This window comes from Pseudoalteromonas sp. OF7H-1 (assembly GCF_022347825.1).
Classification (GTDB): domain Bacteria; phylum Pseudomonadota; class Gammaproteobacteria; order Enterobacterales; family Alteromonadaceae; genus Pseudoalteromonas; species Pseudoalteromonas maricaloris.
This window is the reverse complement of sequence record NZ_JAKRFX010000006.1, coordinates 230,744-250,204: the sequence shown is the minus strand read 5'-3', so window position 1 is coordinate 250,204 and position 19,461 is coordinate 230,744. Positions and strand designations below refer to the sequence as shown.

Annotated in this window: 9 protein-coding genes; 1 reads left to right on the top strand and 8 read right to left on the bottom strand. The window is 43.6% G+C overall.

The features are described from left to right. Positions 1 to 73: 73 nt before the first annotated feature. Entirely contained in the window at positions 74 to 1,378 is a 1,305-nt protein-coding gene (locus MHN30_RS10065; RefSeq protein ID WP_010372478.1) for a hemolysin family protein, read from the top strand. On the opposite strand, the gene MHN30_RS10060 is transcribed toward MHN30_RS10065, so the two are convergent. The 8 genes from MHN30_RS10060 to dapE all read right to left on the bottom strand — a co-directional run bounded on the left by MHN30_RS10060 (position 1,373) and on the right by dapE (position 19,176). Next, positions 1,373 to 2,164 (bottom strand): thioesterase domain-containing protein, encoded by a 792-nt coding sequence (locus tag MHN30_RS10060; RefSeq protein ID WP_239359449.1) that lies wholly within the window; start codon positions 2,162 to 2,164, stop codon positions 1,373 to 1,375. The two genes, MHN30_RS10065 and MHN30_RS10060, sit on opposite strands and share 6 nt — an antisense overlap. Beyond that, positions 2,161 to 3,534, bottom strand: a complete 1,374-nt coding sequence (locus MHN30_RS10055; protein WP_239359447.1) for an MATE family efflux transporter — start codon at positions 3,532 to 3,534, stop codon at positions 2,161 to 2,163. The genes MHN30_RS10060 and MHN30_RS10055 overlap by 4 nt, the downstream gene beginning before the upstream one ends. A gap of 4 nt (positions 3,535 to 3,538) precedes the next feature. Further along, on the bottom strand, positions 3,539 to 4,456 hold the full coding sequence (locus tag MHN30_RS10050; protein ID WP_239359445.1) for a sterol desaturase family protein: 918 nt from the start codon (positions 4,454 to 4,456) through the stop codon (positions 3,539 to 3,541). A 31-nt stretch (positions 4,457 to 4,487) separates the two neighbouring features. Further along, the gene (locus tag MHN30_RS10045; RefSeq protein ID WP_130164192.1) at positions 4,488 to 6,152 is read right to left on the bottom strand and encodes an NAD(P)/FAD-dependent oxidoreductase; all 1,665 of its coding nucleotides are present in this window, start codon (positions 6,150 to 6,152) and stop codon (positions 4,488 to 4,490) included. A 70-nt stretch (positions 6,153 to 6,222) separates the two neighbouring features. Continuing rightward, complete coding sequence (fldB, locus tag MHN30_RS10040) at positions 6,223 to 6,759, bottom strand: flavodoxin FldB (RefSeq protein ID WP_130164191.1); 537 nt, start codon at positions 6,757 to 6,759, stop codon at positions 6,223 to 6,225. A gap of 24 nt (positions 6,760 to 6,783) precedes the next feature. Then, positions 6,784 to 8,439 carry an NAD(P)/FAD-dependent oxidoreductase gene (locus tag MHN30_RS10035; protein ID WP_239359443.1) on the bottom strand — a complete coding sequence of 552 codons (1,656 nt, stop codon included), beginning with the start codon at positions 8,437 to 8,439 and terminating at the stop codon, positions 6,784 to 6,786. Positions 8,440 to 8,495: 56 nt separating this feature from the next. Next, positions 8,496 to 17,837 (bottom strand): hybrid non-ribosomal peptide synthetase/type I polyketide synthase, encoded by a 9,342-nt coding sequence (locus MHN30_RS10030; RefSeq protein WP_239359441.1) that lies wholly within the window; start codon positions 17,835 to 17,837, stop codon positions 8,496 to 8,498. A 34-nt stretch (positions 17,838 to 17,871) separates the two neighbouring features. Beyond that, on the bottom strand, positions 17,872 to 19,176 hold the full coding sequence (gene dapE / locus MHN30_RS10025) for a succinyl-diaminopimelate desuccinylase (protein ID WP_130164188.1): 1,305 nt from the start codon (positions 19,174 to 19,176) through the stop codon (positions 17,872 to 17,874). Between the last annotated feature and the right edge of the window lie 285 nt (positions 19,177 to 19,461).

Sequence of the window (19,461 nt, the reverse complement as noted above, 5' to 3'; positions counted from 1 at the left end):
AATTACATTGCTAAAGTCATAAAATAGGCGTATACATCGCGTCGAATTCTCGCTTTCTTTTTTAGGTGTATCTGTGGACTTTTTTTGGGTGTTGTTACTCATTAGCTTGAGTGCAGTTTTCGCGCTGTGTGAAATATCATTGGCAGCGGCACGCAAAGTTAAATTACAAACCTTATTTGATCTTGGTGACGTTAGAGCCAAGAAAGTATTGTATTTGCAGGCCAATGCGCATCAGTTTTTTGCTGCGGTACAGGTGGTACTCAATGCTTTGGCGATTGTCGCGGGTATGATAGGCGAGTCGGTGTTTACCCCTTATGTATTGCAACTACTAAACTGGGTTGCAAGTTTTATGTTTGCCGATGTTGCGGCACATGCCTCGATGTTATTGCAAATATCCACTGTGGTGTCGTTTTTACTGATCACATCGTTATTTGTATTGTTTGCTGATCTATTGCCAAAACGAATAGCCATGGTTATCCCTGAAACTATCGCGATGCGATTTATCCATCTAATGCTCGCCAGTGTATGGATTTTTAAGCCTATTATCTGGCTATTTAACGTGTTCGCTGATTGGATAATAAAGCTATTCAATTTACCAAATGAACGTGACGAACAGGTAACCCGTGATGATATTTATGCGGTGGTTGATCAAAGTGCTGAGCAGGGTGAGCTGTGCGAGCATGAGTACAATATCATTGGCAATGTGCTCGACCTTAACCAGACTAATATTACCCAAGCGATGATCAATCGCGATGCAATCGTGTGGTTAGACATTCAAGAATCAGAAGAAAACCTGAGCACGTTAATTCAAGCGCACAGTTTTCAACAATATTTGCTGTGTGACGGCTCGCTCGACAAAGTGATAGCTGCACCTGAAGCCAAACAACTGCTTAGTAATATTTTGGCTAAAAAGCCGTTACTGGATGGTCAACAACAAGAATTCCATAAGCCGGTAATTTTACTTGATACTCTAAGCCTTTCCGATGCGCTAGATGGGCTGAAAAGTCATGAAAGCAACTGTGCGGTGGTGATCAATGAATTCTCAACAGTGGTTGGGATGGTAACGTTATCCAGTATCTTGAATTTAATTGCACTGAAAGACGACCAAGCAATAGAAGCCCAATTTCGGCAAAAGGATAACACCCGATGGCTAGTGCAGGGCGATATGTCGATTAAGGACTTTCAAGCTTCGGTGATTGAGTACGAGTTTGAACCGATTGAAGCCATAGAAACCTTAGCCGGTTTTGTGATCCACAGGCTAAAGCATTTTCCTGCCGAAGGAGAGTCGTTAGAAGTTGATGGCTTTAAGTTTAAAGTCATAGAAATTCAAGGATTAGCCATTAGGCAAATTGAAGTAACTAAAGAGCCCCAACTATAAGGGGCTCAGTGTTTCTAACACCGCGTTAATTTCTTTTAGCACCAAAGCCGAGGAATCCTGCATAAAAAAGTGCCGACCAGGTATCGCTTTAGGCGTGATACCTTGTTTAAAGCAACTTTCCCAATGGTGCATATCCGTCCCCGTAGCTGCTTTATCCCGTGTACCATATAACACGGTTGCAGGCACGTCGAGTTTACAAGCCGAGTCGTATTGATAGGTCTCTCCCAGCTTAAAGTCCGCTTTTAACGTTGGCAACATCAGTTGTTGCAGTTCGATATCATTGAGCAAAGCCGGTGGTAAACCGCCCATTAAATTTACCGCCGCAATGAACTTCTTATCGTCAAGAGTATGGTAGGGGGATTTTCTTATCGCATATTGTGGTGCCTTCCTTGCTGCAATAAACAGGTGTTTAACGATATTGCAGCTGCTATGTTGAAGTGCTAAGGCAAGCTCATACGCAATATAAGCGCCATTGCTATGACCGTAAAAAATGGTGGGTAATGGCGTTGCTTCGCTCAAAATAGATGCTATTGCTGCGACCAAGGTATGAATATTATCAATGGCAGCTTCATGACTTCGCTCCTTTCGCCCAGGTGCTTGGAGAGCATATAAAGCGACATCTTCAGGCAGTTTTCCTGTCCAGTTTTGGTAAACAGCTGCATCTGCGCCAGCAAAAGGAAAGCAAATGAGTTGTTTGCGAATGGTGTGAGGCTTATTGAGTAAGGAAAACCATTTGGAAGTAGAAAGCTGGTGGTTTATGCGCTCTTCTATTTTATTGGTAATCACGATACCTCCTTCACGGAGTAATCGGTAGCACTTATTTTGCTAGCAATGAGCCCTAAATGATTTCTAGCTAAATACAAGCTTAAAGCTGCTTGAATAAGCACAGTTATCACAGACAGATGCCATAGTAACTCTACGGAAACTCGTTGTGTAAGTACGAGCCAGATAACAGGTAAAACAAAAGTGAATAGTCTGGAAGCATTGCTTATAAGAGAGGGGAAAGTATTACCTGTAGCCTGAAATATTCCCGAGCAACTATAAACGATACCAGTGGCGATGAAGTTAAATGCAACAATCTCCAGAAAGTACTGCGTTTGATCGATGACATTTGCATCATTTGAGAAAGGAGTGGCAAGCAGGGAGCCGCAGTTTATTGCGATAACAGACATGAGCAACATAATGATTGAAACACAGCACATTACCCAAAAAAAAGCATATTTAAATCGTGCTAAGTTATTTGCACCAAAGTTTTGCCCTGCAACTGCAGGAAGCGAAAAGACAACAGCCATCATGGGGAGAGAAAGTCCTTGAATTATCTTTGAACCGATACTGAGTGCTGCTTGGACATCCGTTGTGAGATCTTTGATTGCCCAAAACGTCAGCGAAATGTAGCAGAAGGTTAGCGTTAACTCGAGCCCAACGGGTCCGCCTATAACGAGTAGTTTTTTGATGGTAGAACGATCAATTTTCCATGCTTTTAGATCAATTCTTAGATAACCATCTGCTTTTCTGAAATATAAAAGGGTAACGACAATAGCTAATATCATGGAAATTGAACTTGCAAGTCCAGCCCCCGAGATCCCCATGGAAGGGATGAAACCCCAACCGGTTATAAGTAAAGGGGATAGCAAGATATTGAGAAGGAGAGATCCGAGCTGAGCAAACATCATAGGTTTAACTATTCCTATACCTCGCATCGCTGCTCCCAAAGTAATAAATAAAAATTGCATTGCGAGACAAGGAATAAACCATTTAGTGTAAATCATAGCCGCTTCTCGAACTGCCAAGTCTGTAGTGGTATGTTGAAGGTAAAATTGGATCACAAATAGCCCAAAAAATAGCACCACCAATCCTAATATGCAGGACAATAAAATCGCTTGATTGAAGATTGAGTTTGATTCAGCTTGGTTTTTCTTGCCCACGGAGTTCGCAATTAACGTAGCGGTTCCAACGTTTAAAATCTGGCTAATCGCAAAAATAAAAAAGAGTACATTGCCAACTAAGCTGAGAGCCGTCGTTTCTGCATCACCTAGCTGAGATACAAAATAGAGGTCGGTAAACATATAAAGTGTATGGACAAGCATACCGATAGCCAGTGGCAAGGCCATTGATATGATATGTTTTGGAATTGAGCCTTGAGTTAAATCTTTCACACTATCATCCAATATCATGGGTTGTTGATGGCACTTTTTTCGGCCTATTTGCCGTGCGTTTATCAATATTGCTGTAATTTGGACGTTTGCCTTTTGAACTTATAAACCACTTAAAAGGGTGCAAAATACCAAGTCCAATGGCTGAAGGGGCAGGGAACAAATGTGGTTTAGTAACACCAATTTCCTGAGGTGAGCGCTCGGGGTGGTACTGGAAACTGTTAAAGGCTTTATCCCAAATGCTTAGTTCAGAGCCGTAGTTTCCAGCTTCTTGTAAGTTGGTGCTGTGGTGAAACCGGTGCAACTCGGGGGTTGCAATAAGATGATTTAGCCATCCCATTTTGACATTGATATTGGCGTGTATGAAGTACCCTTGCAATACCGTAAATTGACCGGCAATAAATACGCTTTCGGCAGAAAAGCCCAAGAGTAGAAAGATAAGTTGAATAGTAACTGCGCTTATAATTACTTCAAATAGATGTACAACAACATTATTACTTGTTGTGACCTTGTTCGGAGTATGGTGAATACCATGAAAGCTCCACAAAGATAGGTACTTGTGTTGCAATCTATGAAGCCAATATCCCGTAAATGAACTAACGAGAATTGCTAGTAACACATTTTGTGACAGTGTTAGTGCATTTTCCTGAGGTGCCAAATAAATGGAGATGGTGCGAATGATGCCCGCGCCAATCGCGCCATAAATCATCACTAAAATGAAATAACGTCCATCTCTTTGCCATTCCTTTTTGCTTGGATGCCAGCTATGTCGAAAAGGATTTATTCTTTCCATCACAACGAAGTAAAAAATAACGAATAAAACGGTGAAAAAAGTAGTGATACCAAGTTCAAGTTTTTCTGTAATCGCAAGTAAACTAATTGCACTAACTATTAAGAAAATGATTGGGTAGCAGAGTATACTCATAGCTTGAGTGACCCTATTTTTTGTCGCTAAGTTATGCATATTGCTCATTCTCTTTTGGTTGCGTTGCAGTGTTGGCATGGCTTAAAAAGGGCGTAACTCGAAACCTTTTGCTATCTTGTAGACAAAGATATTGGGCTATATGTCTGCCGCTAGCCACGGCCTGAGCTACACCATTTGATGTTCCCCAGTGACCGGAAAAATAGAAATTATCTAAGTGAGGTAAAGTGGGTCCATGTCTGTTGATGTATTTTTCAAACTCTTCAGAGTAAGGAGAGAATGGGTCCCAACCTAATACTGTGCCATTGTAGTTTTTGGTATATCGTTCACAAGTAAGCGGTGTGACAACATCTATAAACTCAACGTTGTTCTCTAATTCCTCAAAGTGCTGAGAAAGAAATTGTAGTATCTTGGAGCCAACGTCTTTCTTGGCGACTTTATATTCTACAGAGCGTCTTCGACGGGTGTGACTATTTCGTCCAATACTGATATGTTCGGATTGAACACTGTTTGCGTTTAAACTTTGCCATGGTTGACTGTCAGTAAGGTAAGTAATGTAGAGCACTGACTTACCTTCAGGAGCCTGCTTTGGTAATAGAGTGCTTCTAACTTGTACAGCTATTCCGCCGTGGTTAATACCTATCAACTCTGATTTCAGTTTATCGTCTATTAGATAGGTTGAATAAGGATCATGATCAGTGTAATCCTTATTAACGGCAATAAATACGGCAACTAAGCTAGGAAAAATGATGCCCTTTGGATCGTTATGCAGTTGGCTATACATTTTATCCATTACAGGGTGAGGGTAAGCACTCTTTAATAAGTGTTGTGTTGTGTTGTAACTATCGCTTGCGCTGATCACGTAATCTGCAAAGTGTTCTTGTCCGTTGCTTAGTCGTACCCCAATAGCTTTATTGTTTTCAACCAAAATTTGGTCGACTTTCGCTTTATAGTGGATTTTTCCACCTAGTTTTTCCACTCTGCTAGCCAACTTTTTAGCCAATCCTAATGAGCCGACATCCGGAACTCCTATCGTTTTATCAGCTGCATTAGCAATATTAAAAGCGAAGGGCATAACTGGAAAGTTCCCAAGTCTGTCATAAATTATCCAGTTAAGAGATTCAGCTAAAATAGGATTATTAAAGCGTTTTGAGTAGTCATCTATACTGATAGACATTGTGTTCATCAATGTTTTCATGTAGGGAAGCAACTTCCACATCATTTTAGCTTTTTCCCACCATGTCATGAGTCCAGTATTTTTTAGAAATGGAAAGTGGGGACTACAACCAGCTAGTTTTCTAATATAGCCGCAAAACTCTTTAATATGCTTGGTATCTTCAGGAAATTGTTCGATTAAACTTAACTCGAGCTTATCGGGATCTGCGTGGAAAGTAACTTTTTGTCCATCTGGAAAAATTACGGTGTTGAATGTTTTAATATGGTAGATTGAAACGTCATCGAGGCAACCAAGTTCATTCCAAATTAATGACATCTCATCTTTGTGACCTGTACCTTTTAACCAACTCAAGCACCAATCAAAAGTAAAGTCCTTTCGCTGCCAAGAAGTACAGCATCCTCCGGGAGTTTCATGTAGCTCAAATATTGTCGTTTCGTAACCATTCATCTGGCTGTATGCTGCGGTGCTTAGACCTGACATGCCAGCTCCGATAATAATGACTGATTTTGTATTTTTTGACATTGTTATTCCTTGTCATATTCGGCGTGCATGTAATACAACTAAGCATCGCCGAATAGTTATCTTGATGGCCTTAAGCTGTTTCGCAGGTAAGTTCTTGAAGCACGGCTGCAATCTCTTGGCACCAGTCGTTGATGCGCTGCTCGGTGAGTTCTGGTTGGTTATCATCATCAAGCGACAAGCCGAGAAACTCACTGCCGTCTTCATTTAGCCCTTTAGACTTGGTGAAGTGATAACCTGAATTTGGCCAGTAACCAATTGCTGTGGCGCCTTGTTCGGTTAGTTTATCGTGTAAGATACCGATACCGTCTTGAAACCACTCGTCATAACCAACTTGATCGCCCTGACCGAAGATAGCCACGATTTTTCCGCTGAAATCCTGTTGTGCTAGGCTTTCCCAACGTGATTCCCAATCATCCTGTAAACCACCGTATTCCCACGTTGAAATACCAAAAATCAAAAATTCATAGTTCTCGGTTAAGGTTAATTCGGTGTCTGCTATATCAAAGAGATCGATGGTAAACTGGTTTAGGTGTGCTTTTATTAATTCTGCTGCGGCTTCAGTGTTACCTGTTGTGCTGCCATAAAATAGGCCAATACGAGTATTCATAATATTTCCTTTTAATTCTCTTGGTTAAGCAACATGCTGCTTTTGTTCGCTATAAGATTGAGGTTGGTGTAGTGGGTTTTCACCGATCCAAGCCTGAAACGGCTTGTCATCATCACGGCATACAAAGTGCAGAACATGTCTGCCTGTAGCTGCAGCGCGGATCAACCCGCCGGTTGTCACCCAGTGACCAGCCATATAAAAGTTACTAAGGCCGGGTAGTCCCGTTGTCCCGTTGGCATTTATTTCGTCTTCTAGACTTTCACCACTTTCCAAAAAAGGCTGCCACGCCAATACCGTTCCTTTGCTGTTGCGGGTATAGCGAACTTGGGTCAAAGGGGTTGCGATGTCGATATATTCGATATGCTCTTTTAGTCCCTCAAAATGAGTGGAGAGCTTATCGATTATAAATTCACCTAAGGTCTTTTTAGCGAGGCGATATTGAACGCTACGCTTGACCCTAGTGTGATGGCGTTTAGTCGCCGTTGTTTCTTGGAAATTATTTAATTCAGCCCATGGCTCATAAGTTGAGAAGTAAGTGATATAAAGCACGGATTTGCCCTCTGGGGCGATATGCGGGTAGTGTACATTGCGCACCTGCACATTGATCCCCGGGTGCGTCATACCAGGGCAGTGGACAAGATCTTGTTGGTCTAACAAGTGGGTGCGGCAATGGGGATGATGGGTATAGTCTTTGTTTACCCCCAAAAATACAGAGACGTATCCTGGGAACATTTGACCATCTGTCTCTCTTAACTCGTCGTATAGCTTGTCTAACACAGGACTGGAATACTGGCCATCAAGCATGTTTTTTATCACATCCGTACCGTCACATGCTGAGATCACGATATCGGCATACATTTTTTGGCCGTCGCTGAGCTCGACACCGATGGCTTTGTTGTCTTCGACCAAGATTTTGTGTACTCGGGTGTTGTATATGACGTCACCCCCCAACTTTTTATATCTTGCTTCCATCGATTGTGCGAGACCTAACGAGCCACCTTCGGGCACACCTGCATTTTTTTTCGCCGCGCAGGCCAAATTAAAGTAGAAAGGTAATAGTGGGAAACTGGGATGTTGCTCATAAAAGATAACGTTAAATGCTTTTTGCAGCAGCGGATGTGAAAACTTAGCGGCAAAGTCTGACATCAATGTCGCCATGGATTTGCGGATTAAATTAAATTTTTTGATGAACGGCCACATTATCTTTAGCTTTTGCCAGCGTGACATAATGCCAACTGGCACCAGAAAGGGATAAGCGTCTATCATTTTGACGAATTCACGAATGCCATCGCAAAATTGTGTGATGAGTTTCTTGTCTGCGGGAGAAATACTTAAGAGGTGGGCTTCGAGTTTATCTGGATCTGCGTAGAAATGTACTTCTCCTAATTCTTCATCAATAACTGAATTGAAGATTTCAAAGTCTCTAATTTCTTTATCATCCAGCGCACCTAACTCTTGCCAGATTTGATTCATGCCGTTGCCTGTGCCACTACCCAGTAGCCAGCTAATACACCAATCAAAAATATAATCTCTGCGTTCCCACGATGTGCAGCAGCCGCCGGGAATATCGTGCAGTTCTAAGATCACGCTCTTGTAGCCGTTCATTTGTGCATAGCTACCGGTTGAGAGTCCACCCATGCCGGCACCTATGATGATCATAGATTGTCTTTGTGTGGTCATAATTCTGTCCTTAAAGTCGTTAGAAAGCCCCAAAGCGAAGGCTTTGGGGCAAGCTGTTACTCCACGTTTGTTGCTATTACCGCTTGGCTTTGGGTATCCTGCAGAATACTATGCATAATTGCGCCGTTGCCTGCCTGCATCATATCTGGCATCAACATCTCCTCATGTTTACCAAAACCTTGATAGGTAATGACTTCGGCGTCTGATGCTGCATCCCAACTGGTTAGACGAGCAGCTTCTGCATGTGCATTTTGCTCGACGATAAAGTGCAGTTTGGCGTGAACCTGACCTAGGTTTTTCACTTCATAACACCAATCGATATAGTCTCTCGCTTGTGCCAGTGTATGCTGGTGTACCGTATTTGAGCCGGTGTGGCGGGCGAAATGTGCTTTTAACTCTTGCTCAAAGTGCGCGAAGTCTTGCTCCCGCATTTTGATTGTTTCAGTGATCCTGAATGAGTCTAAGATCACCACATCCCCGACACGTTGACCTCGGCCTTCCAGCTCCTTAGCAATCTCAAAGGCTAAATTACCGCCAAGGGAGTATCCAAATAGGGTATAGGGACCATGAGGTTGAATTTGCATAATTTGGTCGGCATAGTCGCTAACTTTAGTGTCATTTTCGAGGTAGTTAAAAGAGATCACTTCAGTGTTAGGCAATGCGTCGGCAAATGCCTTGTAAACGATGCTGTAACCCCCCGCTGGTGGCAGCGCAAATAAACGAGTAGATTGACCCGCATTGAAGATAAGGTAAGGGGACGCGCCCGTTTCTTTTCCTGTTACTACATCTTCAATTGCACTCGCCATGCCATGTAAGGTTGTAAATCTAAATAGCTGATTAACTTCCATTTTGATGCTGAAGGCTGATTGGATCCTGACCATTAGCTCAATCAAATATAAAGAGTTACCGCCAAGGGCAAAAAAGTCATCATGAAGACTAATGGATTTTTGCCCTAGCATATTGGACCAAATCTCAGCGAGTTGCTGCTCAAATAAGGTGGCGGGCGCTACGAATGCTCTTACCAACTCGGCGAGTTCAACCCGTGGTAATGCCGCTGCATCGATTTTACCGTTACTCAGTAATGGAAATTGATCAATAGCAACCAGCTTACTAGGTACCATATAGCTTGGTAGCTGGTTCTCTAACTGCTCGAGGACAAACTCAGTACCGACCGCAAGATCCGACTCAAAGTAGGCAATTAATTGGGTTTGCCCGTGTACTTCTATCCCTTTTACATAGCTTCGCTTAATTCCTGGGATCTGGTTGATGCTAGACTCAATTTCTCCAAGCTCAACGCGGTGACCTCGTATTTTTACTTGGTTGTCGATACGTTGCAGAATATGTAGGTTGCCATGTTTGTCCCACTTACCTAAATCACCCGTTTTATATACCCGCAGGGTGCTATTTTCTGACACGGGAAGTTGGATAAATTGGCTGGCATTTTTCTCTGGATTATTGAGATAGCCAAGACTTACGCCTTGCCCCGCAATTGCAATTTCGCCGACTGCATTACTCGATACTAACTGGTTTTGCTTATCGAGCAAGATAAGTTGCGTTGCATTGAAAGGCTTGCCGATAGGCACCGTTGCACTGGTTTCTAAGTACTGCTCTGATTCCTCAAAGAAACTACTGTCTATGGTTGCTTCAGATGTACCGTAGGAGCTAAATAGTCGAGCATCTTCTTGTAGCAATCCTTTGAGTGCGCGGTATTCAGCGATTTGCCATTGCTCAGAGCCAACAATCACTCTACGTAAGCTGGTAAATCCAACCTGACTTTGCTTTGCGAATAAGATGAGATTACGAACCACAGAGGGCACAAACTCAACCGTATCAATCTGCTGTGTCTCAATGAGGTCATACAACACCGGCATGTTCAGCATCATATTTTTAGGACACAACACTAAGTGCTTCGCATTGTAAAATGCGCGCGCGAGATCGCCACAAAACACATCAAAGGTTGGGCTGGCCAATTGTAAATGATGAGAAGTAGGTGCTAAATCAAATTGGGCTAACCAGTCCACAGCGATCGTAGCCCAGTTTTGCTGGCTAACCTGGACAGCTTTTGGCGTACCTGTAGAGCCAGAAGTAAAGACAATATACGCGATATCATTTGGCTGATGATTTAACGCCAAATTGTGCTCGCTGATTTCATCTCGTTGGCTTTGGAAGCTTTCCCAAAGTAGTGTCGGATGATCTGATGTTAGCGCTTCTTCGCAAAGTAGTAACGCGCAGCGACTTTGCTCAAGCAACAGCTGCTTGCGCTCATTGGGTTGCTGCGGGTCAATTACCACAAAATGATGACCTGCTTTTAACGTAGCGATACAAGCAACAACTAACGCGATAGATTTTTCAAAATGTAAGGCAATCGTTTGACTAGATTGATTATCTAGCTGCGAATTGATTAGTCGCGCCAACTGATTTGCCTGATTGTTGAGTTCACGATAGCTTAAAGTAGCAGCCAGTTCTCCTGCATTTGTTTCACAGGCAATGCTGAGGGCAGGAAGCTCAGGGCTATGTTGCGCCGCATTTTCTATTTGACTGACCAAAGTTGGTAATGCTGGTGCGTTTTGTTGATTTTCAGCAAATTTCGCCAAGGCATCTATTGCGTCTGGACTTGTTAAGGCAAGCTCTGAAAGTGGCCGATTTGGACTATCAACGACCATTCGCGTTAGTGCGATATAGTCCCGAGCCAGCTGCGCTATCGTTTCGGTTTCGAATAGGTCGGTATTATATTTTAATGTGCCTTTGAACACGCCATTTTCTTCATAGGTCGAAAGCGTAATGTCAAATTGACCTTCTTCTTCAGGCAGTTCCATGAATTGCATAGGAAAGCCCTTATAGTACGCGACATTATTTTCATCCATATGTGATTGCTCAACGCGGTGATTGAGCATCACAAACATGACCTGAAATACCGTAGAGCGGCTGGCATCATGTTCAATACCAAGCTTATCCACTAACAGCGCAAACGGATATTCTTGGTGATCTAGAGCGTTGAGGGTAATGTCTTTCACCTGCGCTAAAAGCGAAGTAAAGTGCGTTTCAGGAGCAAATCTTGCGCATAGCGGTAGGGGATTCACAAAGTAACCATAGACATTTGAAAACTCGGGATTTGTACGACCGGCCACGGGACTGCCAATAATGATTTCATCCTGCTGAGTATATTTATGCATGACTGCGTAATAGATGCTAAGCAACGCCATAAACATGGTGGAACCTTGTGCCTTTGCAAGGGCATTCAACGAGGACGTAAGGGCTTTATCCAACTCAAAATGATATGAATCACCAACGTTGGTGAGTACCGCAGGTCTAGGTTTGTCGGTTGCAAGGTCTAATACGGGGATCTCAGCAGGTAAGTGATTCTGCCAAAACTTATAGTTTGCCGCGCCGCGTGGAGAGTGAACAAAGCGTGTTTCCCAATCGACAAATTTTTCATAGCTTGACGTTATCTCGCTGAGTGCTAACGGTTCACTTTTTGCGAAATGCGCATACAGTGACTGCATTTCATCGATAAACATGTAATTTGACCATGCATCTGAGATGATGTGATAAATCGTCACTGCAAAGTAGTAGCTTTGATCATTTTGCTTATATAAATACAGTCTAAATAGCGGGTCGTGCTCAAGGTCGAAAGGCTGTTCATTGTCTGCAATCATCATAGGTTGAATATCTTCCCAAGACTTACCTTTTACATCAATGATTTGTAGTGCATCCTCACGATGAGTCCAGACTCTTTGATAGGGTTCGCCATCTTTAAAGAAGAAGTTTGTTCTTAACATTGGGTGGCGAGCAACTACAGCACTAAGGGCTTTTTTCAGCGCGTCAATATTCAGGGCACTAGGAATGTGCATCGCGCCGCCGATATTGTAGGAAGCGCTAGTTGGGTTGAGTTGATTGATAAACCAAATCGCTTTTTGTCCATAGGAAAGTGGGAACTCAGCTTCCACATTGGCATCAGATACGATAATAGAGTTAACCTTAGTTTCGGAAACTGGCTGAACCTGTGATGTTTCTGTGGTTATGACTTCAAAGCCAAGCGATTCCACGAGTTTGTCATTAAGCTCTATACTTAATTCGTTGATAGATGCACCACTTAGAAGACGCACAATCGTTAGGGTTTCGCCAAAATGGGTGGTGATCTTATTTCTCAGCTCTGTCGCCATAATAGAGTCAATACCGAGATTACCGAGCGATAGATTTAATTCCACTTGCTCTCGTTTACAGCGTAATACTTGGCTGACAGCATTAGCGAGATGATCGGCAACAAGCGGTAATCGAAGCGCGCTGTCTGTTTGCTGGTATAAAGGAGCAAATTCTTGCTCTTGGTGGCTTTGCTTATCGTTTTCTTGGGTAGTCAAGTGACTAAATAAACTCGGCTTTCCTGCATACCAATTGGTTACTTTGGACCAATCGGCGTCACACACTAAGAGTTGAGGTTGCTCTTGGTCTAGAATACGTTCAAGCACGGCCATCCCCGCACTTGGTGAAATGCAGTTCATACCCCTTTGGTTCTTGTAATGTTCGGCAAGACCAAGCTCTTCAATCATACCAATAGCCCAAGGGCCCCAGTTGATGCTTAGCGCCGGAAGACCTTGATTGCGACGGTAGTGGGCGAGGGCATCTAAGAAAGCATTGCCAGAAGCATAGTTTGTTTGCCCTGCGGTAGTGACTTGAGCCGCGACAGAGGAGAAGAGCACAAAATGTTCAAGGTCAACTTTACTGAGTGCTTTGTGAAGCATCAACGCACCAATCGCTTTGGTGTCAAACACACCGTCAAATGCTCTGGTATCCATATTGCCAAGTAAGGTGTCATTTACGATACCAGCACAGAAAAATAATCCGTTGATCGGTGCTTGTGCACTTAGATGATAAGACTCAAGGGCCGCGTTAAGTTCACGCTCTCGAGTTAAGTCTGTCTGCCATAACGAGACATTAACGCCCTGACTCTCAAGGTGTTGAATAAACCGAACGCGATCATAGTTACGGTCGCTTGGGGTAAGCTCTGACCAACTCTTACGCTCAGGTAATTGACTCCTACCAAGCAAAATGAGGTTTCGTGCACCTCTATCGACGAGTAGCTGACAAACTAACTGTCCGATTGAACCAAATGCACCCGTGATCAACTGTGCTTTATGGCTTTGTACGCGAGTCGGGAAGGCGGGTTGGAGTGACGTTGCCAGCTCTAAACGAGCAACATAAGCTTGATTTTCCCTAAAAGCAACTTCCCCTTCTTGGCGGTCACTTAATAATCTGGCTGTGATATGTTCGGCATCATTTTGGCCATCAACATCGATGAGGCCACCCCAATTATCAACCAATTCTTGCTGTGCGAGCACTCGGCTAAATCCAGTTAACGAAGCGGACATCACCGCGGTAAGTTGCTCGCTATTAACGAGGCTGGCGTTGCGTGTTACCACGTAAAGCGGGAATTTACAGTCTTGTTCAATTACGGTTTTGGCCAGGTTCAATAATGAATGCAGCGACTGACGTTTTTCTCTTTGCAGCTGAGCAAGGGTTAGTGATTCTATCGCGCTGTTATCTAGACTAAAGCAATGTACAACGCCACGAATTTCTTGTTTGCCCAAAGTCTCGATAAGTTGTGACAGGTGATCCCGTGAATCGGGAACCAGCCATGCATGACAATGGTCTCTGTCGATATCAAAATATTCTCCAGATTTAACGATACAGCTAGAGTGGCCAAGCTGAGCTAAACGGTCAGCTACCTGTTCGGCTGTTCCTGATTGATCTGCGAGGAGCACCCAACGTCCCGATGTGTCAGTTTTTTGTATTTCCTGCTCAGGCTCTGCAAGCCAATTAACTTGGTAAAGCCAGCTATCTATGGTTCTGGTGGTGATCCCACTTGCAGCTGAGTCAACGCTTTGTGCAATAAAGTTTTTGATAACACCAAAGACTTGACCAGACTCATCACAGAGGTATAAATCACCGACCGTTTTTTCGTCGTCACGATGAGTGATTTGGGTATAACACCAAAAATCAGTATTGTTCTGCTCGCAAAGCAAGATCTGCTCAAGCATCACAGGTAAGCGGATAGAAAATTGCTGAGCATTAGCACATGCAAGTTCCGTAAATACTAACGTCTGGAAGCATGCATCTAATAGACTTGGGTGTAGGGTAAATTGTGCTGTTCGCTCAAGTTGAGTAGGCCAAGAGATCTTGGCAAGCACGCCGTTGTCTGTTGCCCAGATCTGCTCAATAGCTCTAAAACATGGACCATATTCGTAACCAAACTCTTTTAGGTGTGCATAAAACTCATCGTGCTGCTGCGCGCTAGTAGCGGTACTACGAATAGCATTGAGATCAATAGGCTCAGCAAGATTGGCGCTTTGTACTCGGCGGATTGTCCCTTGAACATGGCGGGTCGTTTTGCCATCTTCAAGGCTTACCACTTTAAAATTCGGTTCATCATGGTGCAAAATGAATTGCACATTGGGTGCATGTTCATTATTCAAAAATAACGCTTTATCGATGACAAACCGGTCGAGTGCATAGCTGCCATTGCCCCAAGTCTCTTTGGCTGCAGCATACGCCATTTCGATAAAGCCAGCAGCAGGGAAGAGGGTATTCCCTTGGATTTGGTGACAGCTTAAAAAACTATCGCGATTTGTGTCGGTTACCGCGTTCCAAACATGTTCAGCTTCACTGCGTTTACGGCCCAAGAATGCATGGTTACTTTGCCCTAAACGCACTTGATTAAAGTACTCAGGCTCGGTCCAAAAGCGCTCTTGCAAGAACGGGTAAGTTGGCAACGTAGTGAACTTACCTCGCCCGTTTATGGCTGACCAATTTAATTCAAAGCCTAAACCAAATAGTTGAGCTACAGCGTGGTAATAGGTGTGTTGTTCGTCGGATTTACGGCGCATACTCGAGACGACAACACTTGAGCAACTTTGTTCTTCTGCGGTTTCGGCAATAGATGCGCCAAGCACAGGGTGTGGACCCAGTTCCAAAAATACTTGATAACCTTGTTGTAATATTGCGCGGGTGGCATCAACAAAGCGCACGGCTTGACGGACGTTGAGCCACCAATAGTTAGCATCAAGTTCAGGCCCCTCAGCAAGTGTTCCTGTTACCGTTGAATACAAACGAGTATGTGCGGTGTTAGCTTGAATACCAGCTAAACACTCGAGCAATTCGGCCTTTATCGGTTCCATAAACTGGCTGTGATAGGGCACTTCAACGCGGAGAAACTTGCAAAACACACCAGCTTCGCTCAGCTGTGTTTCAATACTGTGTAACGCGTTTTCTTCACCAGCTAGGGTTACAGAGTTTGGACTATTTACCGCTGCGATTTCAACTTGGTCGTTGAGATAAGGCGTGACATCACTGTCAGAGAGTCCTACCGCCATCATTTTACCTGTGTTGCGGCATTGATGTTGTAAACGGCTACGATGGACTACGATGGTGCAAGCATCTTTTAATGAGTAGACCCCGGCTTCATAAAATGCTGCTGCTTCACCGGTACTGTGGCCAACAATGACATCAGGCGAAATGCCGTGTTGACGCCACATTGCTGCAAGTGCGACTTGCACGGCAAAGTTTGCCGTTTGAGCAAGCCAAGTATATTGCATGTTTGACGCTGATTCATCGGCAAGCATTTCATCAACCAATGACCAATCTGTAAGCGCTGACATATAGCTATCACACTCATCGATCATCGCTTTAAAAGTTGGCTCTGATTGGTACAACTCACGGCCCATTGCCCACCATTGTGGCCCCATACCGGTGAAGACCCAGACGAGTTTTTGCTCATCTTTTTTCAGTGTGCGCAGTGTGTTGGCCACAGCAAATTCAGCATCATGACTTAATGTTTGTAGTTGCTGTTGCAGATCCTCTGCATTTTTAAAACAAATTGCATGACGATATTGGTGATGTTCACGGCGCTCACCCAGTGTATAAATAATATCACTGAGTGATGCATCGCTATCTTGTAAAAACTCATTATGCGCTTTGGCACAGCGATGGATCCCGTGTTGATCTCTTGCACTCAGTGGATAAAGCTTTAAGCCATTCTCATTTGCTGGAGGCATTGATGGCACTTCTGGTGCAACGTATTCTTGAATAACAGCGTGGGAATTGGTTCCACCGAAACCAAAGGAGTTTACCCCCGCAACGGCTAAACCTTCATGCTTAGGCCAAGGTGTAAGTTTAGTGGGGATCTCATACGGCGCATTGGCGTAATCAATCTTAGGATTAATTGATTTTAAGTGTAAATGCGGTGGGATCTGTTTGTTTTGAATGGCTTTGACCGCTTTGAACAAACCAGCCATACCAGCGGCTGCCTCGGTATGGCCAATATTGGTTTTTACAGAGCCAATGTAGCATTTATCGGCTTGATCACGGTTGATCCCAAGGAGTGTTCCAACAGACTTTGCTTCAATAGGGTCGCCAACTGGTGTGCCTGTGCCGTGCATTTCAATGTACTGCACTTTACCAGGGTTAATATTTGCTTTGGCATAGGTTTCCTTCATCAAGCGCAATTGGGCATCCCCATTCGGTACCGTGATCCCTTGTGTTTTACCGTCTTGGTTTACACCGGTGGCTAAGATCACCGCATGAATTGGGTCGCCATCCTTAATCGCATCATCTAAGCGCTTGAGCACAACGACGCCAGCGCCTTCAGCACGGACATAGCCGTTTGCGGAGTCGTCAAAAGCATGAGAAAAACCTGTCGGAGATAAGAAACCGCCTTTAGACTCGGATACTGTATATTGTGGTGCCAAATGTAATAGCACACCACCTGCGAGTGCCATATTACTTGCCCCGGTCTGTAGGCTTTTACAGGCCATATCTAATGCGACAATAGAGGAGCTACAAGCAGTATCGATGGACATGCTGGGGCCATTAAAATCAAAAGTATGTGAGATGCGATTTGAAAGCATCGTCATCATGACACCCGTCGCAGTGTGGGCATCAATGTTGTCAAAATCAGGGTTAGTGAATTGCATGATTTTATAATCAAGCGTAAACCCACCCATAAAAACACCGACCGACTCTCCTGCGAGTTCAGATGGCTTTTGCCCACCATCTTCCAAGGCTTCCCAAGTTACCTCCAGCAATTTACGTTGTTGAGGGTCCATAAACTCGGCTTCACGAGGCGTGATCCCAAAAAATGCTGGATCAAACTTATCGATACCATCGATATAGCCACCCCATTTTGAGCTCAATTTGCCTTTATTCGCCTTTACAGACGAATAATGAGTATCGATATTCCATCTCGATTCTGGGGTTTCTATGATGCAATCGACACCATGTTTAATATTTTCCCAAAACAATTCAGGACTATTCGCGTGACCTGGGAAACGACAACCCATGCCAATAATTGCTATCGGTAGTGTGTTGTTTACGGGGCGAACAGAGCGTTCATTTTCGATTGCCATAATGCATTCCTTGAAGTTATCTATTTTCTATTAATTAGCGAAGTTGCAGCAGTTCATCTTGAGCGGTTGAGTGAACATGAAGCGTAGGGTAGAGCAGGCGTTTATAGATGCCGTAGTAAAGCTGTTGAAGCTGGATTAAGTCGGATGTTGTTGTGTGTTCATCTATTTGATGAATGGTTTTGTTCACCAGTCCGAGTTCTAGTACTGAGGTCGATATTTCAGCAATAAAGCGGCCATCCGACGTTCCCCCTGCGGTCGATAGTTTTGGTGTGAAATGACATTGACTGTTGATTTCATCGCAGACGATAGCGAGGGATGGAGAAGAGATCTCATCATTATTTACGCAGTAATAGGGTTGGCAGGGGTTGCTGGTCGTTAATGCATAATTGAGCGTATGTTCTTCGATGGTCTCTCTTACCAGCTCGACCAATTCATATTCGTCGTATGCGGGTGTATAACGGATATTAAAATTTAGCTGACATTGGCTTGGAATGATGTTGTCGACAAAATTTCCTGAATTTACATGGGTGAATTGCAGCGTGGTCGAGTCAAAGTTATCACAGTGCTTTGGCCAATCCTGCGACAATAGTGCTTGCATAATATTTTGCGCCAAATGGATGGCATTGGTCGCTTTTTGAGGGTAAGCCACATGTCCACTTTTACCATGTAAATTGACGGTAAAAGACAAAGCGCCACGACGACCGACTTTCAGTGTGTCTGCTACATACGCTTCTGAGCTTGGCTCTCCGACCAAGGTAAAATCAAATGCAATACGCTGCTGTTTTAAAAAATGAGCGATCCGCTTGGTTCCGTGTTCCGCTTCGCCTTCCTCGTCGCTGGTGAGTAGCAACCAAAGCTCTTTTTCCGGTACTCCAAATTCTGTCACTAGAGCCTCAATTGCACAGAAAAAGGCGGCAATAGCGCCTTTCATATCAACAATACCTCTAGCGAAGAGACAGCCATTGTGTTCTGTCAGCTTAAAAGGGTTAAACTGCCAATCTTGTGCACTTCCTGCCGGTACTACATCGGTATGACCAAGAAAAGCAAACCTAGCGTCACTATTGTTACCTATACTTGCGACTAAGTTACTCACATCACGAACAGGCAAGTGCTTGATTGAAAAACCCAAAGTCCGTAGTTCTTGTGCTAACCACAGTTGACACCCAACATCATCCGGCGTGATTGATTTGAATGCGACTAACTGCCGTGCAATGTCAACAACGCGGTGGCTGGCATGTTCATCCTCTTCAACACCTTGAAACTCCTCATGTAGAGCCTCGATATCCTCTAGCGCTTCAGAGACAAGTTCGTAACAAGTGTTTGAAGAAAAGCCATTCATCTCAAAAAACCTTAATGCAGAAGTATGATAAATAGGCAATCAAAAGTGATATTGTACACATTTTAATTACACCCCGTTCACAAGTTGCGTATTCAAACATTGAAATTATTTTGATGCTAATGATTTTATTTTGACTAAATTAACCTAAATAATTTCATTGTTGTTTTTTGTGGATTAATTATTTTTGTTATTTGCAATGTTTTTTATCTGGTTTTTATATTTGAGTTTTATTGAATTAAGTTTAGGGTAAGTGCTCTATGTACTAATATTTTAAATGTATGAAAA